The sequence below is a fragment of the Nitrospira sp. CMX1 genome, assembly GCF_054902215.1.
The window spans coordinates 1-25,482 of the sequence record NZ_JBUBKD010000039.1 but is presented as its reverse complement, the minus strand read 5'-3'; the positions used below and the strand labels follow the sequence as shown (position 1 = coordinate 25,482).

The following is a 25,482-nucleotide window of genomic DNA, read 5'->3' as shown; positions in this document are numbered from 1 at the left end:
CCCAATATTTTCACGTGAAGGCAGAGGGAGCCAAGACATCGGCACCGCTCACGCGCGTGGTCATGCAGGAGCTGAAGGCGGTGTTCTTCGTGCGCGACTTTGTGGGAAACGGGAGCTACAAGGAAGGCAAGTCATTCGTTCCGGGCAAGCCCTTGTCCGGGAGAAAAGTTGAGGTTACCTTCCAGGACGGCGAAGTCTTAGTGGGAACGACTACTGGCTACGACCCTACTCGGCCTGGCTTCTTTCTGTTTCCGGCTGACGATCGAAGCAACAATGTTCGTATGTACATTGTTGCCAAAGCAGTCAAGGGCGTACGATTTCTCTAGTAGAGGATGGAGGGTGCAGACTCTATGAGGCCGCGCAACGGCGCAGACGGTCCATGATCGCCATCCCCAGCCCTTCTTCATGACAAGGCTCCACATAGATCCGATCCAGACCTTGGGCGTCCAATCTTCGGAGCGCTGCAAAGAGGTGGTGTGCGGCTTCCCGAAGATCTCCGGTTATTGAGAGCACTTCAATCGCTGCGAAGCGCTCGTCCGTTGCACTGGTTTGCGAGACGATCAACAATCCGGCCCGCTCATTCTTCGTCAATGTTGGTCTTGCCTTGAGGGAGGTCAGGATTGTGACCGGGGTCTGTGTTGCGTAATGGCGAGCCAGTTGCCCCGGGGCGGTCGGTTGATCGACTACGGAAGAGGATCGGCTGAGTGGGCCGATGACGGCACTGAGCTGTGCAAGTGTGATGCTCCCCGGCCGCAACAATTCTGCCTGGGGGCCGACCAGCGACACGATAGTTGATTCCACGCCGACGGGACAAGGTCCTCCGTCGAGGATGAGATCGATCGTACTTCCAAGCCCGTGGGCCACGTGTTGCGCCGTCGTTGGACTGACGTAGCCAAAGGGATTGGCACTTGGTGCGGCGATCGGAGTTCCTGCCTCTCGAATCAGTGCTTGCGCCACAGGATGGTTCGGCATTCTGACGGCGACGGTATCCAGGCCGGCGGTAACGAGATCTGGAATGGTCGACTGTTTCTGCAAGACCAGCGTGAGTGGGCCTGGCCAAAACTGATCGATGAGCTGCAGTGCTGTTGCCGTGAGGGCTCTCACCACGTCGTGCAACTGGATCCGATCGGCAATATGAACGATGAGCGGGTCGAATTGCGGCCGTTGTTTGGCTTCAAACACCTTCGCCGCCGCGTCAGGATTTAGCGCGTCGCAGCCGAGTCCATAGACCGTTTCAGTCGGAAAGGCCACGAGCCCGCCCATCCTAATGATCTCGCCAGCCAGGCGAATGGATTCGGGAGCTGAGGCGGGGAGGATTTGAGCGTTCACTGGATTGATGATGGTGTTGAACGAGGGGCAGTTGTTGCCGATCGGTTATTCTTTGACGGTCAGGGTCATTCTGATTGGATCAAGGGGATTGTCATACTCGTCACGCGGCGCAGCAACGATCTTATCGACTACGTCGATCCCACGAAAGACTTCTCCAAACACGGTATAACGACGGTCCAACCCGCTGTTGTCGTCCACACAGATGAAAAACTGTGAGCCGTTGTCGTTGAAGTCGCGAGTGCTGTTGCTCTCGCGCGGCATCTTGGCCATGGAAAGAGCACCGCGTTTGTGGGGGTAATCGTTGGGCTCAGGAGAGAGGAAGTATCCGGGTCCGCCGGTTCCGTGAAACATGCGATCCGGATGCTTGCTCAGGGGATCACCGCCTTGGATCAGAAATCCTGGTACGACTCGATGGAATGTTGTGCCGTCGTAGAACCCCATCTTCACCAGGTTGATGAGGTTTTCGACATGCCGAGGTGCGGCATCCGAATACAGGCGGATCTTGATCTCCCCTAAGTTGGTGGTAATGGTGATTCGAGGATCCTTTTTTTGAAACTGCAGTGTCATAGGTGTGACTGTAACAAGGCCATCCGCTGAATGACAAGGACTCCCCATGATGTTGAGTTCTGAATGTAACCGCTCGCCTCAGTCCGGTGCGCTGTCTCCCGTGAGCCGTTCTTCCGGATTGATGCGGAACCACATGAATCCGCCGAGCAGCGCCATGAAAGCTGCAAGACCAAGTGATGCAGACCATCCCCACTGTTGCGCGACCCATGGCGTGAGAGTGGGGGAGACTGCCCCACCGAGATTGGCCCCCATGTTCATCAAGCCCGACAGGCTTCCGGCATGGGACGGAGACAAGTCGCTGATGGAGGACCAATAGGCGCCGATCGTGAAATAGAGCCATCCTGCTCCGAAGGAGAGACAGGTAATGGCGAGGTAGGGCGATTCGACCAAGGCACCAACGGCGATGGACAGAGCGGCCAGACCCATACCAGCCATACCGACGATGCGCCTCCCGATTGTGACGCCATGCTTGGCCGCCAGCCAATCCGTGACCCATCCTCCGAGGGGACAGGACAGGAGGATGGCCAGGAATGGGGCAGCAGCGAAAAGTCCACCGCGCAAGATGCTGAAACCTCGCTCATTGACGAGGTACAAATAGAACCAGGACATATAGACATAGGCGACATAGCCCAGGCATCCGTAACTCAGCATGAGCCACCAGACCGTGGAGGTTTGTCGTAGGCGCTTCCAGGGAATCGAAGATTGGGGCTTCTGCGCGGGCGTTGTAGAGAGCGTGCGTGTGGAAGAAGTGAGCCAGGGATGACTGGTGGGACGATCAGCGGCGAGAAGCGACCAGATGACGGCCAGACCTATACCAAGAGCGCTTGAAAGATAAAATGCGGTCTGCCATCCATAGTTGACCATGATCCAAGCGGTGATTGGAGGGGTGATGGCCGCACCCACCCCGATTCCTCCAATGGCAATGCCGATACCAAGTCCCCGTTCGTGGGGAGGAAGCCAATCCGTGACCGCGCGGTTAAAGGTCGGCAAGGCTGCTGCTTCTCCGATCCCAAGCAGGAAGCGGATCAAGGCGAATGCCCCCACGATTCCCAATGGCCCAGCGAGGAACGATGTGGCTGCCACAGCCGTCCAGGCGGTGAAGCAGGACCACCAGATGAGGGCGATGGTGAGGATGACCCGCACGCCCCAGCGATCACTCAGCCATCCGCCAGGGATTTGGAAGAGGGCGTACCCCACGACGAACGCGGAGAAGACCCAGCCCATCTCCTGATCGGTCAGTCCCAGCGCCGGCATCATCTGACGAGCGGTGACGGAAATATTGACCCGATCGATGTAGGTGACGACGCTGATGGAGAAGAGTAAGCCAAGGATGAGCCAACGTAACGGGGATGGGGATGACAAATCGATGGGAGAAGGAGAGGCGGTCTGACTCACAGCAATGTTAGGGGCGGCTGTTCAGAGGGGATGATTCGCACGATTGGTATGTAGGAAAGGGGATGAAGGGATTGCCGCCTCTCGCACAGAGGCGGCAATCCAGTTGTTATTTTGCAGCCACGATCTCCAGTAATTCCACTTCAAATACCAAGGTGGACCCCGGCTTGATGGGGGAGCCGGGTGGGCTGGCATCACCATACGCAAGATTGGACGGACACACCAACCGACTCTTTCCACCGACCTTGATCTGTTGGACCCCTTCCGTCCAACACTTAATCACCTTGTCGAGGGGAAACGTGGCCGGTTCTCCACGTTTGATGGAACTGTCGAATACGGTGCCGTCAGTGAGGGTACCATGATAATGGACCTTGACGGTATCGGTTGCCTTCGGTGTCGCACCGGTTCCAGGCTTGATCGGTGTGATCACAATGCCGGACTCGGTTTTGACGGCGCCCTTTTCTGCAGCTGCTTTGGCGGTGAAGGCAGCTCCGGCTTTTTTCTCACCCTCGGCGACGAGGGCCAAGCGAGCTTGCTGAAGTTGCTGGATCTTGGGTCCGAAGGTCTGGAGGTCGACTTTTGGCGAGCGCTTGAGCACGCCGTCGGTCATCCCATTCTTGACCATGTCCAATTCTGCTTCAGTCAGGGAGAATGTCCCGATCGATTGGCTGAGGGCCAAGCCAAGGGCATACAAGGTCTTTTGATCATCATTAGACGGATCCGATGCTGCCCACAAGGGGGCCGCAAGAAGGAAGAGCCCAGAAGCAATAGTCAGTATACGAGTTCGCATAGGTTGTTGGGTCCTTTCTTAATAAGAGGCCGAAGAAGCTTGTAAGCATACGACACGCATCGTGGTCCTACAACACATAATTTCACGGGGTGGAGGTTGGAGAGGTAGGTTAAAGTGGTGAATTACTCGAAGAAATTTGTATCAGCAATAGTGGCGGAGAGGGAGGGATTTGAACCCTCGGTAGAGATTTTGTCCCTACGACGGTTTAGCAAACCGTTGCCTTCGGCCACTCGGCCACCTCTCCGCGCTATAGATCAATGGGTTACGTGGTGTGTGCGGGTCCTGGTTGGTGCGCACTCATACTCTCACTCATACAGTAGCTCACGACTTTGTCGCCAGGGGAGGGATATCACTAACGCGGAGGCATCTTACCTCAGCTCAAGGGAAAGGCACAAGAGATGATTCGCATTCATATTTGGTTACGCATCGCAGGCACATTCTCAAGGTCGTCTCAGGGCGGGGTAAAAAGTGCTGGGTTGTAAGTATTGTGGTTCTCGCGACAACAGCTGCGTTATCCACTTGCGCAGTAAGCTGATCGCTCGATGGAGATGGTGTAATGTTTGAGCAGGAGCGATGGGGCTGTTCCGGGAACCATGGGGCTGTCCTTCGGACTGTGAGAGAAGAGGTATGTATCGGAGTCCTATGTGGCTGGGTCGCACCACCCCGCTGAGGATCAGCATGTGGAGCGCCTTCTGCTTTTGTCTGGTCTGGTCAAGATCCATGTGGAGTCTACGAACTGCCATGGTAAATCCTCCTCGATCATCGATCCTGGTATCAGGAGTCGGAGTACATGTGCTCAGATCCACAAGATGTCCTTAAAGTCTGTCTCAAGACTTCTTGGATGACCACAGTGACGGCATCGAGCAGATAGGACCGACTTGTCTGCAATGCCTGTCGTTCGAAGCACCAGTTGATACGTCGTACCTCCACAGGAAGGACAGGCTTTCCCGTGGAGCTCTTGTCGAATGGTTCCTCTAGAATTCCGTTGTTTGTCCACGTTCGGCTCTCCTGCTCATGCTGAGGTGCTGTAAGGAACAATCACAAGAATATGAGTGAAGGGAGGTTTCTTCTGGAGGGAGAAGAAACTCTCGTTGTTTACGGGTGGGCATCCGCAAACAACGTCCTTCACCTGGGTGTTCTGTCATTTCCCATCTGTTCGGGTAGCACGGTGGCCGGGATCTCTTAATGGGGTGCCCCCTCATCATGCACGGATTACGATCTGTTCCCACATTCGGTGTGGAACTGGTAGCGCCTCGTTTGTCGGTGCGATGAACTGCCTCAGCCGGGCTTGATCTTTGTGTGATGTGAGGAGCAGGTCGAGCTTGATCCACTGGTGTTTGACCCATTGAACCTCGGCGAGGTCAATCTGGATAGCTGAACTTTCATCGTCGGGTAACCACAGGCGTAACTTGACATAGTCACCGGGGTGGAGGTGTTCAGGGCCTGTGATCGAAGGAGGAGAAGAAGAAAGGGCATAGATACATCCATCGCCTTGTAGCCCGTCGCTTCCTTCCGACAGGATGCAGTCGATTGCGATCTTTGAGACCATTGTCTGGAGCATATCCACGCCTCCTTGAAGATGTCTCGGGTGTGCTCGCAGGGTAATACGAGAGTGAGAATGTGACTACTACTCTGGTAGGTGGCAAGACCCATCAAATGGGGGTATCGGCTGGGATCTGGTGGGTGTCCCATAGGATGGCACGGTTGCATTGGCGTGCCATGGATAGCCCACTCTGTTCATGGAAGACGAGGACTATCCCTTGACCTTCCCCAGATTTCATCATTTTCCGCCTTCTGGAGGTGTCGATGAAATCGGGGAAAGGTCAGATCAGGCCAATAGCACCTCGTGCAATTATCCGTCGGTACCACCTCTCCGGAATCGGCACACTGCCAGTTTCATGACGAAACGTCATGAATAATGTGGGCTAGCTAGAGCCAGTGTCGTGTCGCGAAATAGCTGAAGGCAAGGACACAAAGGACTCCCATAATGCACAGCACGGCTGCCCTAACAAGTGGATTGTGAAGCCACTGGAGTGAGTTCTGTAGCAGGTTGAGAGATACTGCCATAGGTCACCTCTCTTCTCACACGGTGTCGTCGGCAAGTGAGGGGTGGATCGTAGAGTTGTAGGCTACGCTTGGCAGATAAGCCTGTAAAGGGGAGATTAGCGGCTCCTAGAGCCAGTTGACCGGCATACACGATCAAGGCTTATTTTATCAAACCCAATTGTATACCTCTAATGCTGTTGCACATCTACCGATTGATCCTCGTGCATTCCAAAATCTCATAAACAACTCGTATGCCTCGTGAAGCTGACACGACATATACTGAATTTTTCAATGGCTTGGTGTACAAGTGTCACAAGACAAGAACATGGGAGGCGCCAACTGGATGCGCAGTGTGCAAAATTTGCACCGCGATGCTTACTCCGTAGCCCTACATTGTAGAGAAGTACGTATGACCAATTGCAACGGGAGGCATTATGCGGCAGATACTCTGCGGCTGCATCCGAACGGCAGCATGGACTACGTCACGCAATAGAACGGAACAACAGAGTCCGGAGAGTCTGTACCAGCTGGCGGATCATTAACCTGTAAACGAAGAATGCGGATTGAGCGATCCTGACCATCGCAGAAGAAACGACCTGCGCCGTATTTCGCCAGAAGGTGTTGCGATTCTCTGGATCGCAGAACGAACGACCTACGGTGCTGCCCAGCTGTCACAACTAGGAAACATTGATTTATGGTGGAACGTGACTCAAACGCTGATGATACGATAAAACGGGAAGCAAAACCTGATTCACCGAGGTCCGTGCATGAGCGATAAGGATCGAACAGCTCGATCACAAAGCGACACTGATCCACAGGAAACGCGTGAATGGCTGGACTCCCTCGAGTATGTCCTTGAGGAGCACGGCATCCAGCGGGCAACCTATCTGTTCGAGCGGCTTCGTGACCGACTGGGTGAGCGTGGTGCCCAGGTCTCTCAACCGGTCAACTCTCCGTACGTCAATACCATTCCTGCTTCTCAACAACCGCACTATCCGGGCAATCTGGAATTAGAGCGCCGTATCCGCAGCTTGGTCCGCTGGAATGCGATGGCCATGGTCGTCAAGGCCAATCAGCAACGCCCCGGCATCGGCGGACATATTTCCACCTTTGCTTCGGCGGCCACCCTCTATGAGGTGGCACTCCACCATTTTTTACACGGCAAAGACGGACCCCAAGGTGGTGACCACGTATACGTGCAAGGTCATGCCGCACCGGGTATCTATGCGCGTGGCTTTGTCGAAGGCCGACTCCCGGAAGAGGCGCTCCACTGTTTTCGAGCCGAGCTGCACTCGAACCGCCGAGGTCTCTCTTCGTATCCGCATCCCTGGTTGCTTCCCGACTATTGGGAATTTCCTACGGTGTCGATGGGGCTGGGCCCGATCCTGTCGATTTACCAGGCGCGCTTCAACCGGTACTTGCAGGGCCGCGGCATCAAAGACACAAGTCAACAACGGGTGTGGGCCTTCGTCGGAGACGGTGAAACCGACGAACCGGAAAGTCTCGGGGCCCTCTCGCTCGCCTCCCGTGAACGGCTCGATAATCTCATCTGGGTCGTCAATTGCAACCTTCAACGTCTTGACGGTCCTGTACGCGGCAACGGCAAGATCATCCAAGAGTTGGAAGCCATCTTCAGCGGGGCCGGTTGGCATGTCATTAAGGTCATCTGGGGCAGCGACTGGGATCCACTGTTGGCAAAGGACGACGAAGGCCTGCTGGTCAGGCGGATGGGTGAGGTGGTGGATGGCTGGTATCAAAAGTATGTGGTGGAAGGTGGCGCCTTTGCACGGCGGCATTTCTTTGGTGTCGATCCGCGGTTGCTCAAGTTGGTAGAGAACTATTCCGACGAACAGATCCACAGGATGCTTCGAGGCGGCCACGACCCCCAAAAAGTCTACGCCGCCTATCAGGCCGCGGTGAACCACACAGGGCAACCGACCGTCATTCTCGCGAAAACGATCAAAGGCTATGGGCTTGGTGAGGCAGGTGAGGGGCGTAATATTACCCATCAACAAAAGAAGCTGAACGAACAGGAGTTACGGGAGTTTCGCACGAGGTTCAGCGTGCCGGTGCCGGACCTGCAATTGACATCAACCCCGTTCTACCGGCCGCCGGCTGATAGTCCTGAGGCAGTATATCTCGCCGAGCGGATCAAGACGATGGGCGGCACCATCCCTGAGCGGCGCGTCAATGTCGAACCCCTCAAAACCCCGCCCCTCGACCAATTCAAGGAGTTCCTCAACGGATCGGGGGAGCGGTCGGTCTCCACCACGATGGGGTTTGCCCGGATGCTGGGCCGCCTACTTAGCATCAAGGAATTCGGCCGGCATCTCGTGCCGATCATTCCCGATGAAGCGCGCACGTTCGGCCTTGAAGCGCTTTTCCGGCAATACGGCATCTACTCACATGTCGGCCAACTGTATGAGCCGGTGGACAAGAGTTCCCTGCTGTATTATTTCGAAGCCAAAAACGGGCAAATCCTCGAGGAAGGTATCACCGAAGCGGGCGCCATGTCGTCGTATATCGCGGCGGGCACCGCCTACGCGACGCACGGAATCAACATGATTCCCTTCTACATCTTCTACTCAATGTTCGGATTTCAACGGATCGGCGATTTAATCTGGGCCGCCAGCGACATGCGCACGCGCGGATTTTTGTTAGGCGCCACCGCCGGGCGCACGACTCTGGAGGGAGAGGGCCTGCAACACCAAGACGGACAGAGCCAGCTGTTTGCCTCCGCCTACCCGACGATCGCGGCCTACGATCCGGCGTTCATGTTTGAGCTGGCGGTCATCCTCCAGGATGGGCTGAAAAAGATGTACCAAGAACAACAAGACTTGTCCTACTACATCACCCTGTACAACGAATCCTACCCCATGCCGGCCATGCCGCTGGATGCGGAGGAAGGCATCCGCGAGGGGCTCTATCGCTTCCGCACTGCACCAGAACGAGCCACGCACCGAGCACATCTCCTGGCAAGTGGTCCGCTGGTGAACGAAGCCCTGCGCGCACAGAACCTGTTGCTACAGTATGGAGTGGCAGCCGATGTGTGGAGTGTAACGAGTTACAAACAACTTCGAATGAGCACACTGGAAACTGAACGCTGGAATCGGCTCCATCCGGAAGAACCACCACGCACAAGTTTCTTGCAGCGGACCATCGAGCAGTTCGACGGTCCTTGCGTCGCGGTCAGTGATTACGTCCGCCTGGTTCCACAACAAATCGCGCCTTGGATTCCCGGTGGCCTCCTTGCCCTCGGAACGGACGGTTTTGGCCGAAGCGATACCCGCACGGCATTACGGCGTTTTTTTGAAGTTGACGCCGAGCATCTGGTCGTGACTACGCTCTACGCTCTCTGTCGGAACGGAACGGTGGCGGCAAACCTGGTCACGCAAGCTGCGCGTGATCTCAAGATTTCGACCGATGGAGCGGCTCCATGGAGCCAGTAACCTATACCGGTGCAGCCGGAAGTTGAAGGCTATGACATGAAAGTCGAACTACCCTTTCTTGCAGAAGGTATCGAAGGCGGTGATGTCGTCCAACTGCTGGTGCATGAAGGCGATCGAGTAAGCGAGGGACAATCGCTCATTGAACTTGAAACTGAAAAGGCCACGGTGACGGTACCGGCACCCACCACAGGGACTGTTGCCCGCTTGCTCGTTCAGCAAGGCGATCATGTGAAGGTCGGACAGGCGTTCGTCGAACTCAAGGACGCTGAAAGTGAGGCAGGAACGGCTGAGATGTCGGCACCGGAGAAGTCGGTTGCGGCAATGCCCTCAGAGTCGTCGCCTGCCGTGGGACCAAACGCCGAGACACAACGGGAGCATCCGCAGGCTGGACCGACCACGTCAGTGCCCGCACCTGAGCAACCGGTCATGAAGCAGAAGGCTGCGGCGGTCGGTCCACAAGCAGTGGGTACAGCGATCCCCGCTCCTCCCTCAGTTCGCCGGCTCGCACGGGAGCTGGGCGTGGACCTTTCGCAGGTCAAAGGATCCGAAGCCGGGGGCCGAATCATTGCTGAAGACGTGAAAGCCTTCGTGCGGGAGCGGACCAAACGCGGCACTGCTCCGAGGGGCGGGGAAAATGTCTTTTCCACACCCTATGGATCCGAGCGGAGAGAGCCGCTCTCGTCGACCCGCCGGAAGATCGCCGCGAACATGACACAAGCCTGGACGACCATCCCCCATGTTCATCAATTCCAGGATGCCGATATCACCGATCTCGTGGCGCTACTTAAACGGTATGCATCTGAATTTAAGAAGAAAGGCGCCACGCTGACGTTGAGCAGTCTCTTTCTGAAAGCGGTCGTCCATGCGCTCAAACTGTACCCGCAGCTGAACGCGACCCTCGACCTCACCAACGGCGAGGTGATCTACAAGGACTATTACAACATCGGCGTGGCGGTCGACACACCAGCCGGCCTGATCGTGCCGGTGGTTCAGCAGGTGGACCAGAAAGATCTTCTGCAGATTTCACTTGAGTTGGCCGATCTTGCCGAACGAACCCGTAAGCGGGAGGTCAAGCTGGAAGAACTGCGCGGTGCAACGTTTACCGTCAGCAATATGGGAGGGATCGGTGCCGGTCCGTTCCTACCGATCATCAATCCACCGCAAGTCGGTATTCTCGGTGTCGGCAAGGCCAAGATGACGCCGGTGTATCGTGACGGCCAGTTCGTGCCACGTCGGGTATTGCAAGTGTGCGTCGCTTACGATCACCGTCTGATAGACGGGGCGATCGGCGCGCGCTTTACCAACGAGATCGTCAAAGTATTGGAAGATTTCCAGGGCATGTTTCTTGGGCTCTAACTGGGCTGGTAGGGTGGTGTATCGAGATGCGCGCGGCGATCGGATGACCGAGTTCGGTTTGACATGCGGGCCGAGGATTTGATGACTGACTCTCGATTTGATGTGGCGGTGATCGGCGCCGGACCAGGCGGCTATGCGGCAGCCTTCCAGGCAGCAGATCTTGGTTTCCGCACGGCGCTGATCGACGAAGATCTGCAATTAGGTGGGACCTGCTTGTTACGCGGTTGTATTCCCTCCAAAGCCCTGCTCCATGCCGCTCGCTTACTCACCGACGCTGAAGAAGCGGTTGCCTGGGGCATTCACTATGAAAAGCCGCGTGTGGACCTCGACGTATTTCGCGGCCGCGTGCAAGCGATCATCGGTAAACTGACGAGAGGTGTGCAGACACTGGCAGGCAGCCGGAAAGTGGAGGTGATCCATGCGCGGGCCATGTTCAAGAATGCAACAACCCTACGGCTCTCCGGTCCCAACACATCAGATGAACTCTCCTTTATTCACGCGATCCTTGCGACCGGTTCGAGGCCTGTGATTCCGGCTGCACTGAAGCTCGACGATCCGCGCGTGATGGATTCCACGAGTGTGCTTCAATTGCCGGACATCCCCGCTCGCTTACTGGTTGTTGGTGGCGGCTACATCGGCCTCGAATTGGGGACTGTCTATCAGGCTCTCGGATCGGAAGTCACAGTGGTCGAGGCGCTGCCGCGCCTGTTGAACGGTGTCGATGCGGATCTCGTTCGGCCGTTGCACCAACGCATGCAGCGGCGATTCAAGGCCATCAGACTGGCCACCACCGTCAAAAAACTTGAGTCCCGGAAAGAAGGCGTGGCCGCAACCTGTGCAGACTCGGAAGGAACCAGCACCGACCTCTTCGACCGCGTACTCGTTGCGGTCGGTCGTCGGCCTCATACCGAGCTGTTGGGGCTCGAACACACACAGGTCGCTCTCTCACCGAATGGATTCGTACAAGTCGATCGGCAGATGCGTACGGCCGAGCCTTCGATTTTTTCGATCGGCGACGTCGTGGGTGAACCGATGCTCGCTCACAAAGCCACGCATGAAGGACTGGTCGCCGCCAGAGTCATCGCGGGGCGGCCGGCGGCCTTCGATGTGGCGGCAATCCCGGCCGTCGTGTTTACCGATCCTGAAATCGCCTGGTGCGGACTGACTGAAGAAGCCGCCAAGGCATCAGGACAAACCGTAAAGGTCACACGTTTTCCATGGGCGGCTTCTGGTCGTGCGACGACGCTCGGCCGGCACGAAGGCCTCACGAAGCTCATACTCGACGCCGAATCGGGACGTGTCCTCGGCATGGGAATTTGCGGTGTCGGTGCAGGTGAGTTGATCGCCGAAGGCGTCCTGGCGGTCGAGATGGGTGCGGTTGCAGAAGATGTGGCAGCCTCGATCCATCCGCATCCCACGTTGAGCGAAACCGTCATGGAAGCGGCTGAATCATTTGATGGATCACCGACACATCTCTTCCTGTCAACGCGGTCATGACATGCGTACGCTCCGCTTGCTTGATCTGACCCTCCCTTTTCCCGTCGAAAACCTTGCGCTGGACGAAGTACTACTGGAAGAACTCGATGAGCGGGGTGGAGCTCCTACCCTTCGATTTTGGGAGAGCGATCGTCTTTTCGTCGTGTTAGGCCGCGCATCTTGCGCGGCGGATGATGTCGATCTTACCGCCTGTGAGGAAGACGGCATCCCGATTCTTCGACGCGCGAGCGGTGGCGGGACCGTCTTACAGGGACCAGGTTGTCTCTCCTATGCCTTCGTGTTGCCGCTTGATTGGCACTCTGATCTTGCGAGTATACGCACCACTAATCGGTTTGTCCTGGAACGGATAGCAGAAACGCTTCGTCGGTGGGAACCGACCACGAGCTTCCAAGGAATCAGCGACCTCGCGCTCGGCAACAACAAGATTTCCGGCAACGCTCAACGACGAACCAGAAACGCACTGCTCTTTCATGGGACCATTCTGCATGGCATGAGGGCTGGGCTCATCACACAGTATCTCAAGCACCCAACGCGACAACCGGACTATCGTTCGGATCGACCTCATCGGACGTTCCTGGACACGATCAATATTGCGCCACAGTTCATCAAACAGGCGATTGCCACCGCATGGAACGCGGAGCCGACAAACTACGGATGGCCGACAGCACGCATGCCCCGAACAATCGCGACCATCCTTGCTCGAAGTCGAGACGAATGATGAGCAGAGTAGAATCAGGCATGCCGTATAGACTCTCGGGAGCTGGGCCGTGTTATTCCGCCTCGGCATACGCCTATGCGGTTCACACTCGAATCATGTGCGTGATACCATGTTCACGGTTGCATTTCTCATTGTGATGTCGCGATGTTCAGACCCATTCCAGAAACGACCTTCTTCCGAAGAATTTCCTACCGGCTGATCACCTCCGTTCTCTTAATTCTCGCCTTGGTTCTCTCCGTTATTCTCGTGTTGAGCCTGGAACGAGAAAAACTCCTTCATCGAGGTTTCCCTGAAAGTAACCGGGCCTCGACGGGACTGTTCTCCGCTCTCTGGGAATCCCGTAACGACTTGATCGTCGAGACACTCCTCGTCTTCATCGTGAGTGCGATCGGAGTCGCCGCGCTCATCATGTTTGTTCACTACGACACCGTCCGTAGAACGCTGGAAGAGGTGAAGGGGCTCGCTCGGAACATTCTCCAAAGTATTCCGACCGGTGTACTGACCGTCAACCAGGGCGGCATCATCAGCGCGGTGAATCCTGCGGCTGAAGGAGTCTTGAATCGCGCGTCGTCCGAATTGCTGGGCAAAACATACGATGCTGTGTTTTTAGAAGCAGACCCGATTCGCCAGGCGCTTGACGAGGCAATGAAAGATCACCGGCATGTGAATCTGAAAGATGTTCTCTCTAAAGATGCGAACCTCAACCCAAGGACGATCCGCGTGAGCACTGCGGAGCTTACGGGGGATGATACGCGAGCGGCCGGGGTGATCCTGCAGGCACAGGACGTCACCGAGTGGCTCGGACTCGAACGTCGTGTCCAGGTCGCAGAGAAGTTAGCTGCGTTGCATACCCTGTCTGCGGGGGTCGCGCACGAACTGCGAAACCCCTTGAGCGCCATGGATCTCAACCTTCATCTTCTCGAAGAGGAGTTGAAGGAACGAGGGATCCTGGAAGAATCAGCAGCACGGTATCTCCGTGTTGTGAATGCCGAATGCGGCAGGCTCTCGGGCATTCTGGATAATTTCATGAAATTTGCCAGGCCCGGACCTGTCGGTTCACACGAGGTGGAGATACAGACACTGATCGACCATATCATGACATTGATGCGTTTCGAGGCGGAGGATCGCGGAATTCGACTCGAACGCGCAATGAATGATCAAGTGCTCCCCGTACTGGGCGATGCCACTCAGATCAGCCAGGTGTTGATCAACATCATCGTCAACGCATTTCATGCCATGCCGAACGGCGGACGCTGTCGGATTTCGGCGATGCAGCGGGAGGCTGAAGGGAAACCCTGGATCGAGATTACGGTAAAGGACAATGGGGTCGGGATTACGAAAGAACAACTCTCTCATCTGTTTGAGCCGTTCTATACGACCAAGTCGGGAGGCACCGGCCTTGGCCTTGCCATCGCCTATCGCATCATGCAGGATCACGGCGGTACCATTCAGGTTTCGAGTGTGCCGGGAAGTGGGACGACGGTGGTGACGCGGTTTCCCTCAGTGATTGATCACATGCAGAGGGTCGGTGTGCGATCGTGACGAAGACGGCTCAGATTCTCGTTGTGGACGATGAGGTGAATATCCGCAATGCCCTCGTGACGATGTTACAGAAGAAGGGCTACCAGGTGTTGGGAGCCAGTACGGGTGAAGAAGCCTTACAATGTCTCGAAGACGCCCGTATGGATCTAGTCATTACCGACTTGAGGATGCCGGGGATCAACGGAATAGAGTTTCTGTGCCGGTTGAAAGGCAAATGCCCCGACACAGAAGTCGTCCTCATGACGGCGTTTGGTTCGATCGATACGGCTGTTGAAGCGATGCGTGTGGGCGCCTACGACTATGTGACGAAACCGATCGATCGTGATCGATTTGGAGTGGTCGTTGAGAAAGCGCTGGAGCGATCTGCGCTCGCCTCCGAGAATAAGCAACTCCGTGACTGTCTCGAAACGCGAACCTGTTTCGATCGCATGGTCGGGAAAAGCGAAGCCATGCAGCGAATCTATGGTCTGGTGGAGATGGTTGCGGACAGCGATGTGACGGTATTGCTCACCGGGGAAAGTGGAACCGGCAAAGAACTCGTCGCAAAGGCAATCCACCATAAGAGCTTGAGAGCTGGTGGGCCGTTCATTACCCTCAATTGTGGAGCGTTGCCCGAGAATCTCTTTGAGAGTGAGTTATTTGGGTATGAGAAGGGCGCGTTCACCGGCGCGATGTCGACCAAAGTCGGACGGTTCGAATTAGCCGACGGCGGAACGCTATTGCTGGATGAAGTGGGTGAACTCTCACTTAAGTCACAAGTTGATTTCCTGCGTGTACTGGAAACGAAAGAGTTCAGGCGTCTGGGTGGGACAAAATTGATCACAGTCGACACAAGAATCATCGCCGCAACGAACAGGAATTTGGAGGAAGCGGTGAAACAGGGGGATTTTCGAGAAGATCTCTACTATCGACTGAATGTTGTGCCGATCCGTCTTTCGCCACTCCGAGAGCGAGCAGACGACGTCCCCCTGCTTGTGGAGCGATACCTGTCAGAATCCTCCGCACAGCATCGCCGCGGACCGAAAGAAGTCTCCCGAGACGCCATGCGGCTGTTACGGCTCTATGGGTGGCCTGGAAACATTCGACAACTACGGAACCTCATGGAGCGGCTTGTCGTCACCGTGAAGGACGCCACGATTCAACCCGGGCATCTTCCCGAAGAGATCCAGGCGAGCAAAGAGGATACACGAACCATGATGATTACCCTGGGAACGTCCATCCAACAAGTCGAACGACAAGTGATCGAACGCACCTTGAAGGAAGTCACCAACCATCGAGAAAATGCCGCCAAACTGTTAGGAATTAGTCTCCGAACTCTCCAATATAAGATCAAGGAATATGGAATTCGTGATTGATTGTTTCTACCAGTATCGTCTTCTTGCAGGACGCTGAAAAATTCTGTCAGCGGTGTTCTCGCATCGCTCAGAGGCTCAACATACCGAAGCGTATGCCTCACCACTTCGCTTGCTGCGGCCTTGCTGACAGCCTTTTTGAGCATCCTGACGTGATTCCTGCGGTAACACCATACGAACCATTCCGGTCATATTGTTGGCATCAGCCGAGTTTTTCATCAGACTGCTGGATTCACACATGAAGTACTCATGACTCGTACCGCAAGAAATGCACCCCTAATCGGCGCAACAGCGTTTAAGAATGCAATTCTTGCACAAGCCCGGGCTTCGATCCGCAACCGTAGTTCCCTGCATATCCCTGCAACCGTCATAAACCCGCGATAGATTTCATTCCCATCAAATGGCCTTATGCCCGCTCAACGATGGCATTCTCCCTGCAGTAGCTTGTCGGAGTGTGAATCTAGCGTTGAGGTAACGGAGGGGAACCTTCGGTGAGACACGACCAGTCGCAGCTCACGTCAGGATTCTGACAACAGCTATCCTGATAGAGATCACGGGGCTGGTATGCAACCAACCCTTAAGCCACGCAAGGGTCACAAAAAAAGTAGGGAGAGTAGGGACATGACCATCAAAAATGGTGACGCACCGGATAACATATCGTGCGTGAACCGGCTAACAATCCAAGATTGCTTGGAACGGCTCCGACAATTAACGGACACGCTGGCGCTCTGTCCCACAGATATTACCACGCGATGCGAACTGGCCGCGTTGCTCGAACGCCTTGGCCAGCATGAGGAGGCGTTGGCTAATTGGAATGCGGCTCTTTCATCCCAACCAAACAATTTAATGGCGAGAGAGGGGTCGGCCCGCTGTCGACAGTGGATGGGTCGGTCGCTTCAATTTCCCTCCTAGGGTCTCGGAATGAAGGACGTTCGGGATAAGGCAGCATCTCAAAACGGATCCTCAGGAAGAAGATTGAGAGTGCCGTGAGTCCTCACGGGATATCTTGCGACCAAAAAGGAGCATGAGGTCATGGCCGAACATGCCGACATCATCGCGGTACAGCATCCGAGAGGAGCGGTGGCGCTGGTCTGGTTCGATCTCCCTACGGGAGCTATCGTGACAACTCACGCTGGATTGCGGGAAATATTGCGTCGTGGACTGCGGGACTGGGCGGGCCAGGTCGTACGGATATCAGACGGACGCGTGTTCCTCTCGGCGGTCTACGATCATTTTTTTCTCAAAGGATATCGTGTCCATTGGTTTAGTGCTTCAGAGTTGATACGCACACAGACTTTCTATCGTCTGTAATGCAAAAGCGAGATCGAGGCAATGATCTACCACTGGTTACCCATTACCGGTATCGGGGAAAGATTCACATATCAACGGCTATTTGGTGACGAACTTCACAACGACATCCGTCTTGATCTAAACAAGCAGGAGGCTCATCGTGGGAGACAATGAAACAAAGGCATGGCAGGCTTGGAAAATGACGTGCGCTACAGTGCTGGTCCTTGCGTTGCTGTTAACAGTCGTACATTTCGTGGTAGGTCTCTGAGGGACAGAATTTGTGGTCCGGTGGTCTGCGGTCTGTACAACAGAAGAGAGATGATCCCTCTTTTTCATCTCATTGCAGGGCTAAACCGCATCCCGTTGTGAACCCTGTGAGAATGTGACGCGAAGCCGGAAGCCTCACGTGGTTGCATGCTGAATCTGTTGTGGATTCTTCTCGGCGGATACGTGGCCGGAATCCTGCTGCCTCTCTGTCTGCCGGGACGGCCTGAGTTTCAACGTCTCACGACCAGTGTTGCCGCCATCGTCGCGACCAGTGCAGGTGTCGTGCTTGGGCTGCGTGGCCTTACCTCTGCGGAACTGATCACAGGCTCCTTCGCCTCCACAATCCCATTGCTCACGTTTGAGATTCGGCTCGATTCACTCTCGGCCTTCTTCGTTTTCACGATCTCTGCTGTGGGGCTGGCTGCGTCGGTTTATGCCATGGGATACCTGCAGCATTTCGAGGGACACGTATCGACCGCCAGGCTCGGAGCGCTCTTTAACGCCTATCTTCTCTGTATGACGTTCGTCGTCCTGGCGAACAACGGGTTCTTCTTTTTGCTGGCCTGGGAACTGATGTCGATCCTGTCCTATTTTCTCGTGGTTACCGAGCACGAGAAGGCGGAGGTGCGATACGCGGGATTGTTCTATGTGATTATGACGCATATCGGAACGGCGTTCATTGTCGTAGCGTTTCTGATCTGCTTCCAGAGTGCCGGATCGTTCTCGTTTGAAGCCTTCCGGCATCCGAAACAGCCCCTGTCTGAGGGCATGAAAGCCCTCGTATTCCTCATGGCGTTAATCGGGTTCGGCACAAAAGCCGGCATCGTGCCGCTCCATGTGTGGTTGCCGTATGCGCATCCGGTGGCACCGTCGCATGTCTCAGCCGTATTGTCCGGTGTCATGATCAAGACGGCGATCTATGGTCTGGTCCGAGTGTGCTTCGATTTCTTCGGCGGACAGTTCCCTTGGTGGTGGGGCTTCACTGTACTGTTCCTCGGGGCAACATCTGCATTGCTGGGCGTCATGTACGCATTGATGGAACATGATCTCAAAAGGCTCCTCGCATTTCACAGTGTGGAAAACATCGGCATCATCCTCATGGGTATCGGGGCCAGCATGATCTTTCAGTCTTACGGCTTGAAGGAACTGGCCGCGCTCGGCCTGCTGGCCGGACTCTACCATACGATCAATCATGCCATATTCAAGGCCTTGCTGTTCCTAGGGGCCGGATCGCTCCTCTATGCGACACGGACGCGCAATATGGAGGAGTACGGCGGCTTGCTCCGACGCATGCCGTGGACCGGGTCCTTTTTTTTGGTCGGAGCTGTGTCGATTTGTGCGTTGCCTCCCACCAATGGCTTTGTGAGTGAATGGCTGGTGTTTCAAAGTCTCTTTTTAAGTTTTCAGATTCCGACGGTGTTTCTCAAGCTGATGCTGCCGATCGCCGCAGCGATCTTGGCTCTCACCGGCGTGCTGGCCTTGGCCTGCTTTGCAAAAGCCTTCGGGATTGCGTTTCTTGCACAACCACGAAGTACCCATGCACGTCGCGCTGAGGAGGTTCCGGTTCCGATGCGCATTGGGATGGGTATCTTGGTCACTCTTTGTGTGGCGCTGGGCATTGCTCCGATGGTGGTGGTACCGCTGTTGGACCGAGTTATCGCTCCCCTGGCAGGGGTATCGATTGCAAGTAAGGTTTTGGCAATCGATGGATGGGCGCTCGCTCCAGTGAATGTCGAATTCTCAAGCCTGTCGACGCCGGTACTTGCGGTGCTGCTTGTCGCACTGGCGATGTTGGGGTTAGGACTCGCCGTCGCGTTTGGTGGACGTCTGAGGACACGCCGTTACAAGACCTGGGGCTGTGGGATTACTCTCTCACCCCGGATGGAGTACACCGCGACCGGTTTCGTCCAGCCGATCAAACGAGTCTTCAGCACGATCTACCAACCGACCGTCAAACTCGAGACCGAGTTTCTCGCCGAGTCACGATACTTTGCCAAACGCCGGCACTTTGAATTTCATATTGAACCGATCTTTGAGAAGTATCTCTATGATCCTTTAGTGGCATTCTTTGGAACGTTGGCGGACCGTCTGAAGGTCATCCAGGCGGGCAGTTTGCATCTCTACCTGACGTATATTTTCGTCACACTGATCGCATTGCTGTTACTCGCGGTGTAACTGATGTTCCACATGATCCTTCTCCTTGTGGCTCAAACAACCGTCTTACTGGCCATCTCGCCGTTTCTCGTGGGGCTCATTCGGAAAGTCAAAGCGCGGTTGCAATTGCGGCGGGGGGCGACCGTCCTCCAGCCTTACGCCGACTTGGCGAAGCTCTTCCAGAAGCAGCCTCTACTCTCGGCCACCACGTCATGGATTTTCACAGCGACCCCTTATATCGTGTTTGGCTCCACGTTGACGGCAGGATTACTGGTTCCCACGTTCACTTCGCAGACGCCCATGAATTTTGCGGGAAACATCATTGCGCTGGTCTATCTCTTGGCATTGGGCACGTTCTTCTTAATTCTCGCGGGACTCGATGCCGGATCAGCCTTTGGGGGGATGGGGAGCAGCCGAGAGGCGATCGTGGCGTCGCTAACCGAGCCGGCCATGATGCTCGCGATCTTTGCAATTGCCCTGACGAATGGATCGACGAATGTGAGCACCATTGTTCATAAGACTGCGTTACTAGAAGGCATTGTTACGGATCCGTCACCGCATCTGATGGCGTTGGCGGCTCTCTTCATCGTAGCGCTCGCCGAGACAGGACGGGTGCCGGTCGATAATCCGGCGACCCACCTGGAACTCACCATGATTCATGAAGCGATGCTCCTTGAATACTCAGGGCGCTATCTCGCCTTACTTGAATGGGCAGCCGGTCTGAAGCTGGCGGTATTCCTTTCTTTGATCGCCAACGTCTTTGCGCCGTGGGGCATCGCGACGACGGTCACACCCGCCGCAATGGGAATCGGGCTCCTGGTGTACGTGGTGAAGACCGCGGTACTTGCAGTCTTCATCGGAGTCATTGAGTGCATGTTCGCAAAGTTGCGGTTGTTCCGGGTCACGGATTTGTTGGGCGTGGCGTTCATTCTCGCACTGCTTGGGTTGCTGTTCTTTTATATTCTTCGGAGCTGAACGGATGCAGGGGATTTCTTCCATTGGATCGCAACTGGTCGACTTATGCTCAGCCTTGCTCTTGTTGACCTGTTTCGCGATTGTGGCGCAACGGCGGCTCTCGGCCTGCGTCGACTTGTTCGCGTTGCAGTCGGCTTTTCTCTTCGTCACCGCGATACTGGTGGCCTATTTGACAGGGAACCAGCACATCTATATTGCAGCAGCGCTGACCGGTGTCATCAAAGTAATCATCATTCCTCGGGTCCTCAAGAAAGTCATTGATCGCCTCAACGTCAAACGAGAACTGGTGATGCATGTCAACGTACCAACCGGACTGTTGATTTGCGGTGGACTGGTTATGCTGGCATTTTTCATCGCGCAACCGATCATTCCATTGGGATCTCTCCTCACGCGAGATTCTTTGGCCATCGCCCTTGCGATCGTACTCATTGGATTGTTTACGATGATCGCACGGCACAAAGCCGTATCCCAACTGGTAGGCTTCCTCGTCCTGGAAAACGGACTATTTTTGGGCGCCACAGCCGCTACCTATGGCATGCCGTTGGTTGTTGAATTGGGCGTGTTCTTCGATGTCCTGATCGCCACATTGATCGCAGGGATCTATACGAATTGCTTGCAAGACGCATTCGACAGCGTGGATACGGACCGACTCACCGTACTGAAAGAATAGCCGAGGTCTACGTGATGATTGCAGTCGCCGTCTTGTTGATCGCACCGCTGCTTGCGGGAGGGCTGAGCCTGGTCGTCCACCGTTCGGCATGGCTTCATGGGATCAACCTCGCAAGCATGGGTGCCCTCGTCACCGCAGAAGTCGTGATCACCCGCACGGTGCTGAGCGACGGTCCCGTCACGGCTCTGGATCAGTTGGTCTATCTGGATGCCTTGTCGACTTTCATTCTCTTCATTATCGGAGTGGTCGGGTTGGCCTGTTCGTTCTATATGCGTTCGTATATGGACGAGCAAGTCGAGCAGGGCCTGATCGCGCCTTCACAACTCAATCAGTTCTTTTTTCTCTTCCACATGTTTTTGCTTGCCATGGTGATCGCGACCATTGCGAACAGTGTTGGAGTCCAGTGGGTGGCCATCGAGGCGACGACGCTCGCAACCACTTTTTTGATTGCCTTTTGGAGACGACGAGAATCGTTGGAGGCCGGATGGAAGTACCTGATCTTGTGCTCAGTCGGCATCTCGCTTGCCTTGTTTGGTGTCGTACTGCTGTATTATTCATCGCTGCATATATTGAGTGATGCCAGTCAGGGGTTGAACGTGACGCAGTTGCTCCCCGTGGCTGATCGGTTGAATCCGCAGGTCCTTAAATTGGCGTTCATTTTCATCCTGGTCGGGTATGGTACTAAAGTGGGTCTCGTTCCGATGCATAGCTGGCTACCGGATGCCTACAGCGAGGCGCCTGCGCCGGTGGTGGCCATGCTCGCCGGTGTTCTTGAAGTCGTAGCAGCCTATGCAATCCTGCGAGTGAGGATCATTGTCGACCACGCCGTTCCGTTTGCCTTCGCTGGCGGACTGCTGGCGTTGCTCGGCTTTGCCTCATTCCTGACGGCGGCGTTCTTTCTCCTCATCCAGCACAACTATAAGAGGCTGTTTGCCTATTCCAGCATCGAGCACATGGGCATCGCGATGATCGGTTTCGGGGTCGGGGGGCTGCTGGGAACCTTCGGCGGCCTGTTCCATCTCTTGAATCATGCGTTGGCGAAGTCGATGGCGTTTTTTGCTGCGGGGAACATCCACCGTCGCTTTCGCACGGTGGAAATCGGTCAGGTACAGGGGGTGGCCATGGCACAACCCTGGACGGCAATAGCGCTGATGATTTCGGGATTGTCGTTATCGGCGCTTCCACCGTTCGCAGCATTTGCCAGCGAACTCCAGATCCTCACGGCCCTGGCTTCGCAAGGAGTTCCGGGAATGGAGTTTGCCGGTACCGAAGGCATGGTAACGGTGGCATTTTCCGACCAATTCGGCCGAGTAGCTTTGGCTTCGGTATTTCTGGTCTCTGCGGTTCTTTCGTTCGGCGGACTGTTGTATCGCATCACCGGAATGGTGTGGGGAACACCGCCTGAGGGTCTTGTTCGAGGAGAAATCTGGACGCTCGGTCATCTGCCGATCGTTCTGCTTACCGGAGCGCTTGTTGGATTCAGCATATTTCTGCCACAGCCCATACGACTACTCTTGGAGCAGGCGACCAGAATTCTGGTCATTCAATAGGAGAAGAGGCTGAGCATGACCACGACAGAGTCCTGTGACGATCTGCTTAAAGCTGCGTTTCCAGTCATCCTGAAGAATGAGCCGATTTGTGCAAAGTCTTCACATTTCGTGGTCCCCAAGGAACTGTTGCCGGCGATCACCCGCTACCTCCATACCCAACCGAATTTGCGCGGCAGGCTGACACTCTTGTGGGCCTGTGATCATCGCCCTGTTTGTGACAGCTACGGGCTCTATTACTTATTTACCTTGGAGGCATCTCACCATTGGGTGGTGTTGTCCAGTGAACTGGCAGGTACCGATCGGTTGTTTCCTTCTATTACGCCGCACATTCATGCCGCTCAGTGGTATGAGCGCGAGATTCGCGATATGTTCGGATTGATTCCCCAGGGCCATCCGGACCTGCGACGTCTCGTTCGACATGAACACTGGCCGAAGGGAACGCACCCCCTCCGGAAGGATTTCCCCTGGGACTCCGTGCTCGGCCGACAGCAGGGCGAGCATCACTTCCGCCATATTGAGGGAGAAGGGGTGTTTGAAGTACCGGTGGGGCCCATCCATGCGGGGATTATCGAGTCCGGACATTTTCGGTTCTCCGTCGCCGGTGAACCGATTATGCAACTCGAACTACGCCATTTTTGGAAACACCGCGGCATTGAAAAACTTTTTGAGCAACAGCCGTTGATCGACGCAGTGCCGATCGCGGAACGTGTGTCCGGTGACACGACGGTGGGACACGCACTCGCCTACTCCCAGGCCGTCGAAGCACTCCTACACCTCGACGTGCCCCGGCGTGCGAAGTATCTCCGCGCGCTCTTTCTCGAACTCGAACGACTCTACAACCATCTCGGCGACATTGGTGCCATGTGCAATGATACGGCCTATGCGCTCGCTCATGCCCATTGTGGTCGTATGAAAGAGCGGGTGATGCAGCTCAATGACCGGTTAACGGAGTCACGATTCCTTCGAGGTGTCATGTGCGTCGGGGGGGTGACACGAGACATCGAGAACGCCCAGCTCGTCGAGATTGTCGAGGAACTGAACCGCATTCAATCTGATTTCTCCGAAGTGGGAGCCATCATTTTTGCGAACGCCTCCCTCACCGATCGCTTGGAAACGACAGGAATTCTCAACGAGCAAACCGCATGGGATCATGCAGTAATGGGTGTCGTGGGCCGAGCATCGGGCATGAATCGCGATCTCAGGCGTGATCGACCATTCGCCGCGTATGACGAACTACCCGTCAATGTGGCCCTCTATCGCTACGGTGACGTGAGGGCTAGGTTGCGTGTTCGTGGCGATGAGATTCACGAATCTATCCGGCTCATTCGCGAAGTGCGCGATAAAATTCCGAACGGTCCGATCACCAGTCATCCCAGTTCTTTGCCAAAACCCGGCGAATGGACACTGGCAGCAGTTGAAGGGTGGCGCGGCGAGATCATCTATATGGTGATGGCCGGGGAAGACGGCCGGATCCATCGGTGCAAGGTCCGAGACCCGTCTTTTGTGAATTGGCCTGCTATTCAATGGGCGGTGCTGGGCAATATTATCCCGGACTTTCCGCTCATCAACAAGAGCTTCAACCTCTCATACGCTGGGAATGATCTGTAGGGAGGCCCACCATGTTTCGCATCATCAAAAAGAGTCTGAAGATCGGGGTCGTGACGGGTCGTTATCCGAGAGCGGAAAAGCCTGAACTGCCAGTTACGCCCGAGGCTAAGGACAAAACGAGACTCTTTACACGATCGCTCGCGATCCGTGAAGTGGATACGGGTTCGTGCAATGCCTGTGAGATGGAAATGAACGCACTCCTGAATCCCGTATACGATGCCGAACGTTTCGGCATTCATATCGCTGCTTCGCCACGTCATGCGGACGCATTAGTTGTGACGGGGCCGGTCACCGTCAATATGGAGCGAGCGTTGAAGGATGTCTATAGGCAAACGCCTGATCCGAAGATTGTGATTGCGCTCGGTGATTGTGCAATCAACTGTGGCATGTTCAAAGGAAGCTATGCCGTGACCGGACCGGTTGATCGGCATATTCCCGTTGATGTCAGAATATCAGGTTGCCCCCCGTGTCCAGCAGAAATTCTTGAGGCGTTGTCTGAGTTGCGCAAGTCCGAGGTTTAAGACGTAACAGCAGAAGCCTGTGAGACAGGCGATGAGTTTCTGGATACATCATGCCATGTGCTATTTGAACAGCCACTCGTCCCTCGAAGCATTTTCCTGTTACCCGAGCGATGCATGGGAAGCGGTCCATTTTAGAGATTCCTGGCCCGGCACACAGATGCTGTGGGCGAGGTGGTATGGCTAGCGAAAAACCACGCGTAGTGATTCATCGAAATGGCCAACCATTCAGTCATATGATTCAAGCTTGGGAAACGGCCTGTAAGCGGGGTGGTGCGTAGGACAAGACGTTTCACGGCTTGCGACGGATTGGCGTGAGGAATTTACTTCGCGCAGGGGTGCCTGAGGCGGTTGCGATGAAAATCAGTGGCCACAAGATCCGGTCAGCGTTCGACCGGTATAACATCGCGAG

General features: G+C 55.4%; 20 protein-coding genes and 1 tRNA gene. 15 read left to right on the top strand and 6 right to left on the bottom strand.

Features of this window, described 5'->3' with window-relative positions; translation table 11 throughout:
• The coding region (locus tag ACYX34_RS09740; protein WP_462076361.1) for a DUF6982 domain-containing protein at positions 1–326 on the top strand (326 nt) is incomplete at its 5' end.
• Between the two features lie 22 nt (positions 327–348).
• On the opposite strand, the gene ACYX34_RS09735 is transcribed toward ACYX34_RS09740, so the two are convergent.
• From ACYX34_RS09735 to ACYX34_RS09710, 6 genes are all read right to left on the bottom strand, one after another.
• Complete coding sequence (locus ACYX34_RS09735; RefSeq protein WP_462076360.1) at positions 349–1,329, bottom strand: L-threonylcarbamoyladenylate synthase; 981 nt, start codon at positions 1,327–1,329, stop codon at positions 349–351.
• Positions 1,330–1,374: 45 nt separating this feature from the next.
• Positions 1,375–1,896, bottom strand: coding sequence for a peptidylprolyl isomerase (locus ACYX34_RS09730; protein ID WP_462076359.1), 522 nt, complete (start codon positions 1,894–1,896; stop codon positions 1,375–1,377).
• A gap of 78 nt (positions 1,897–1,974) precedes the next feature.
• Entirely contained in the window at positions 1,975–3,291 is a 1,317-nt protein-coding gene (locus ACYX34_RS09725; protein WP_462076358.1) for an MFS transporter, read from the bottom strand.
• A 106-nt stretch (positions 3,292–3,397) separates the two neighbouring features.
• Complete coding sequence (locus ACYX34_RS09720; protein WP_462076357.1) at positions 3,398–4,078, bottom strand: FKBP-type peptidyl-prolyl cis-trans isomerase; 681 nt, start codon at positions 4,076–4,078, stop codon at positions 3,398–3,400.
• Positions 4,079–4,229: 151 nt separating this feature from the next.
• Positions 4,230–4,322, bottom strand: a tRNA-Ser gene (locus ACYX34_RS09715).
• A 957-nt stretch (positions 4,323–5,279) separates the two neighbouring features.
• Positions 5,280–5,639 (bottom strand): hypothetical protein, encoded by a 360-nt coding sequence (locus ACYX34_RS09710; protein ID WP_462076356.1) that lies wholly within the window; start codon positions 5,637–5,639, stop codon positions 5,280–5,282.
• 1,252 nt (positions 5,640–6,891) lie between these two features.
• Here ACYX34_RS09710 and aceE point away from each other — a divergent pair.
• From aceE to ACYX34_RS09640, 14 genes are all read left to right on the top strand, one after another.
• Positions 6,892–9,573 (top strand): pyruvate dehydrogenase (acetyl-transferring), homodimeric type, encoded by a 2,682-nt coding sequence (gene aceE / locus ACYX34_RS09705; RefSeq protein ID WP_462076355.1) that lies wholly within the window; start codon positions 6,892–6,894, stop codon positions 9,571–9,573.
• Positions 9,574–9,609: 36 nt separating this feature from the next.
• On the top strand, positions 9,610–10,929 hold the full coding sequence (locus ACYX34_RS09700) for a dihydrolipoamide acetyltransferase family protein (protein ID WP_462076354.1): 1,320 nt from the start codon (positions 9,610–9,612) through the stop codon (positions 10,927–10,929).
• An 81-nt stretch (positions 10,930–11,010) separates the two neighbouring features.
• Positions 11,011–12,426 carry a dihydrolipoyl dehydrogenase gene (lpdA, locus tag ACYX34_RS09695; protein WP_462076353.1) on the top strand — a complete coding sequence of 472 codons (1,416 nt, stop codon included), beginning with the start codon at positions 11,011–11,013 and terminating at the stop codon, positions 12,424–12,426.
• A gap of 1 nt (position 12,427) precedes the next feature.
• Positions 12,428–13,144 carry a lipoate--protein ligase family protein gene (locus ACYX34_RS09690; RefSeq protein ID WP_462076352.1) on the top strand — a complete coding sequence of 239 codons (717 nt, stop codon included), beginning with the start codon at positions 12,428–12,430 and terminating at the stop codon, positions 13,142–13,144.
• Between the two features lie 144 nt (positions 13,145–13,288).
• The gene (locus ACYX34_RS09685) at positions 13,289–14,686 is read left to right on the top strand and encodes a two-component system sensor histidine kinase NtrB (protein WP_462076351.1); all 1,398 of its coding nucleotides are present in this window, start codon (positions 13,289–13,291) and stop codon (positions 14,684–14,686) included.
• Positions 14,683–16,041 (top strand): sigma-54-dependent transcriptional regulator, encoded by a 1,359-nt coding sequence (locus tag ACYX34_RS09680; RefSeq protein WP_462076350.1) that lies wholly within the window; start codon positions 14,683–14,685, stop codon positions 16,039–16,041. The genes ACYX34_RS09685 and ACYX34_RS09680 overlap by 4 nt, the downstream gene beginning before the upstream one ends.
• 618 nt (positions 16,042–16,659) lie before the next feature.
• A complete protein-coding gene (locus tag ACYX34_RS09675; RefSeq protein ID WP_462076349.1) occupies positions 16,660–16,950 on the top strand; it encodes a hypothetical protein in 291 nt (96 codons plus the stop codon).
• 120 nt (positions 16,951–17,070) lie between these two features.
• Positions 17,071–17,349, top strand: coding sequence for a hypothetical protein (locus tag ACYX34_RS09670; RefSeq protein ID WP_462076348.1), 279 nt, complete (start codon positions 17,071–17,073; stop codon positions 17,347–17,349).
• Positions 17,350–17,742: 393 nt separating this feature from the next.
• Positions 17,743–19,770, top strand: coding sequence for a hydrogenase 4 subunit B (gene hyfB / locus ACYX34_RS09665; protein WP_462076347.1), 2,028 nt, complete (start codon positions 17,743–17,745; stop codon positions 19,768–19,770).
• Between the two features lie 3 nt (positions 19,771–19,773).
• A complete protein-coding gene (locus tag ACYX34_RS09660; protein ID WP_462076346.1) occupies positions 19,774–20,724 on the top strand; it encodes a respiratory chain complex I subunit 1 family protein in 951 nt (316 codons plus the stop codon).
• A 4-nt stretch (positions 20,725–20,728) separates the two neighbouring features.
• A complete protein-coding gene (locus tag ACYX34_RS09655; RefSeq protein ID WP_462076345.1) occupies positions 20,729–21,394 on the top strand; it encodes a hydrogenase in 666 nt (221 codons plus the stop codon).
• A gap of 14 nt (positions 21,395–21,408) precedes the next feature.
• On the top strand, positions 21,409–22,944 hold the full coding sequence (locus ACYX34_RS09650; RefSeq protein WP_462076362.1) for a proton-conducting transporter transmembrane domain-containing protein: 1,536 nt from the start codon (positions 21,409–21,411) through the stop codon (positions 22,942–22,944).
• A 15-nt stretch (positions 22,945–22,959) separates the two neighbouring features.
• Positions 22,960–24,552 carry a hydrogenase large subunit gene (locus ACYX34_RS09645; RefSeq protein WP_462076344.1) on the top strand — a complete coding sequence of 531 codons (1,593 nt, stop codon included), beginning with the start codon at positions 22,960–22,962 and terminating at the stop codon, positions 24,550–24,552.
• 11 nt (positions 24,553–24,563) lie between these two features.
• Positions 24,564–25,073, top strand: coding sequence for an NADH-quinone oxidoreductase subunit B family protein (locus tag ACYX34_RS09640; protein ID WP_462076343.1), 510 nt, complete (start codon positions 24,564–24,566; stop codon positions 25,071–25,073).
• The last annotated feature ends 409 nt before the right edge of the window (positions 25,074–25,482 follow it).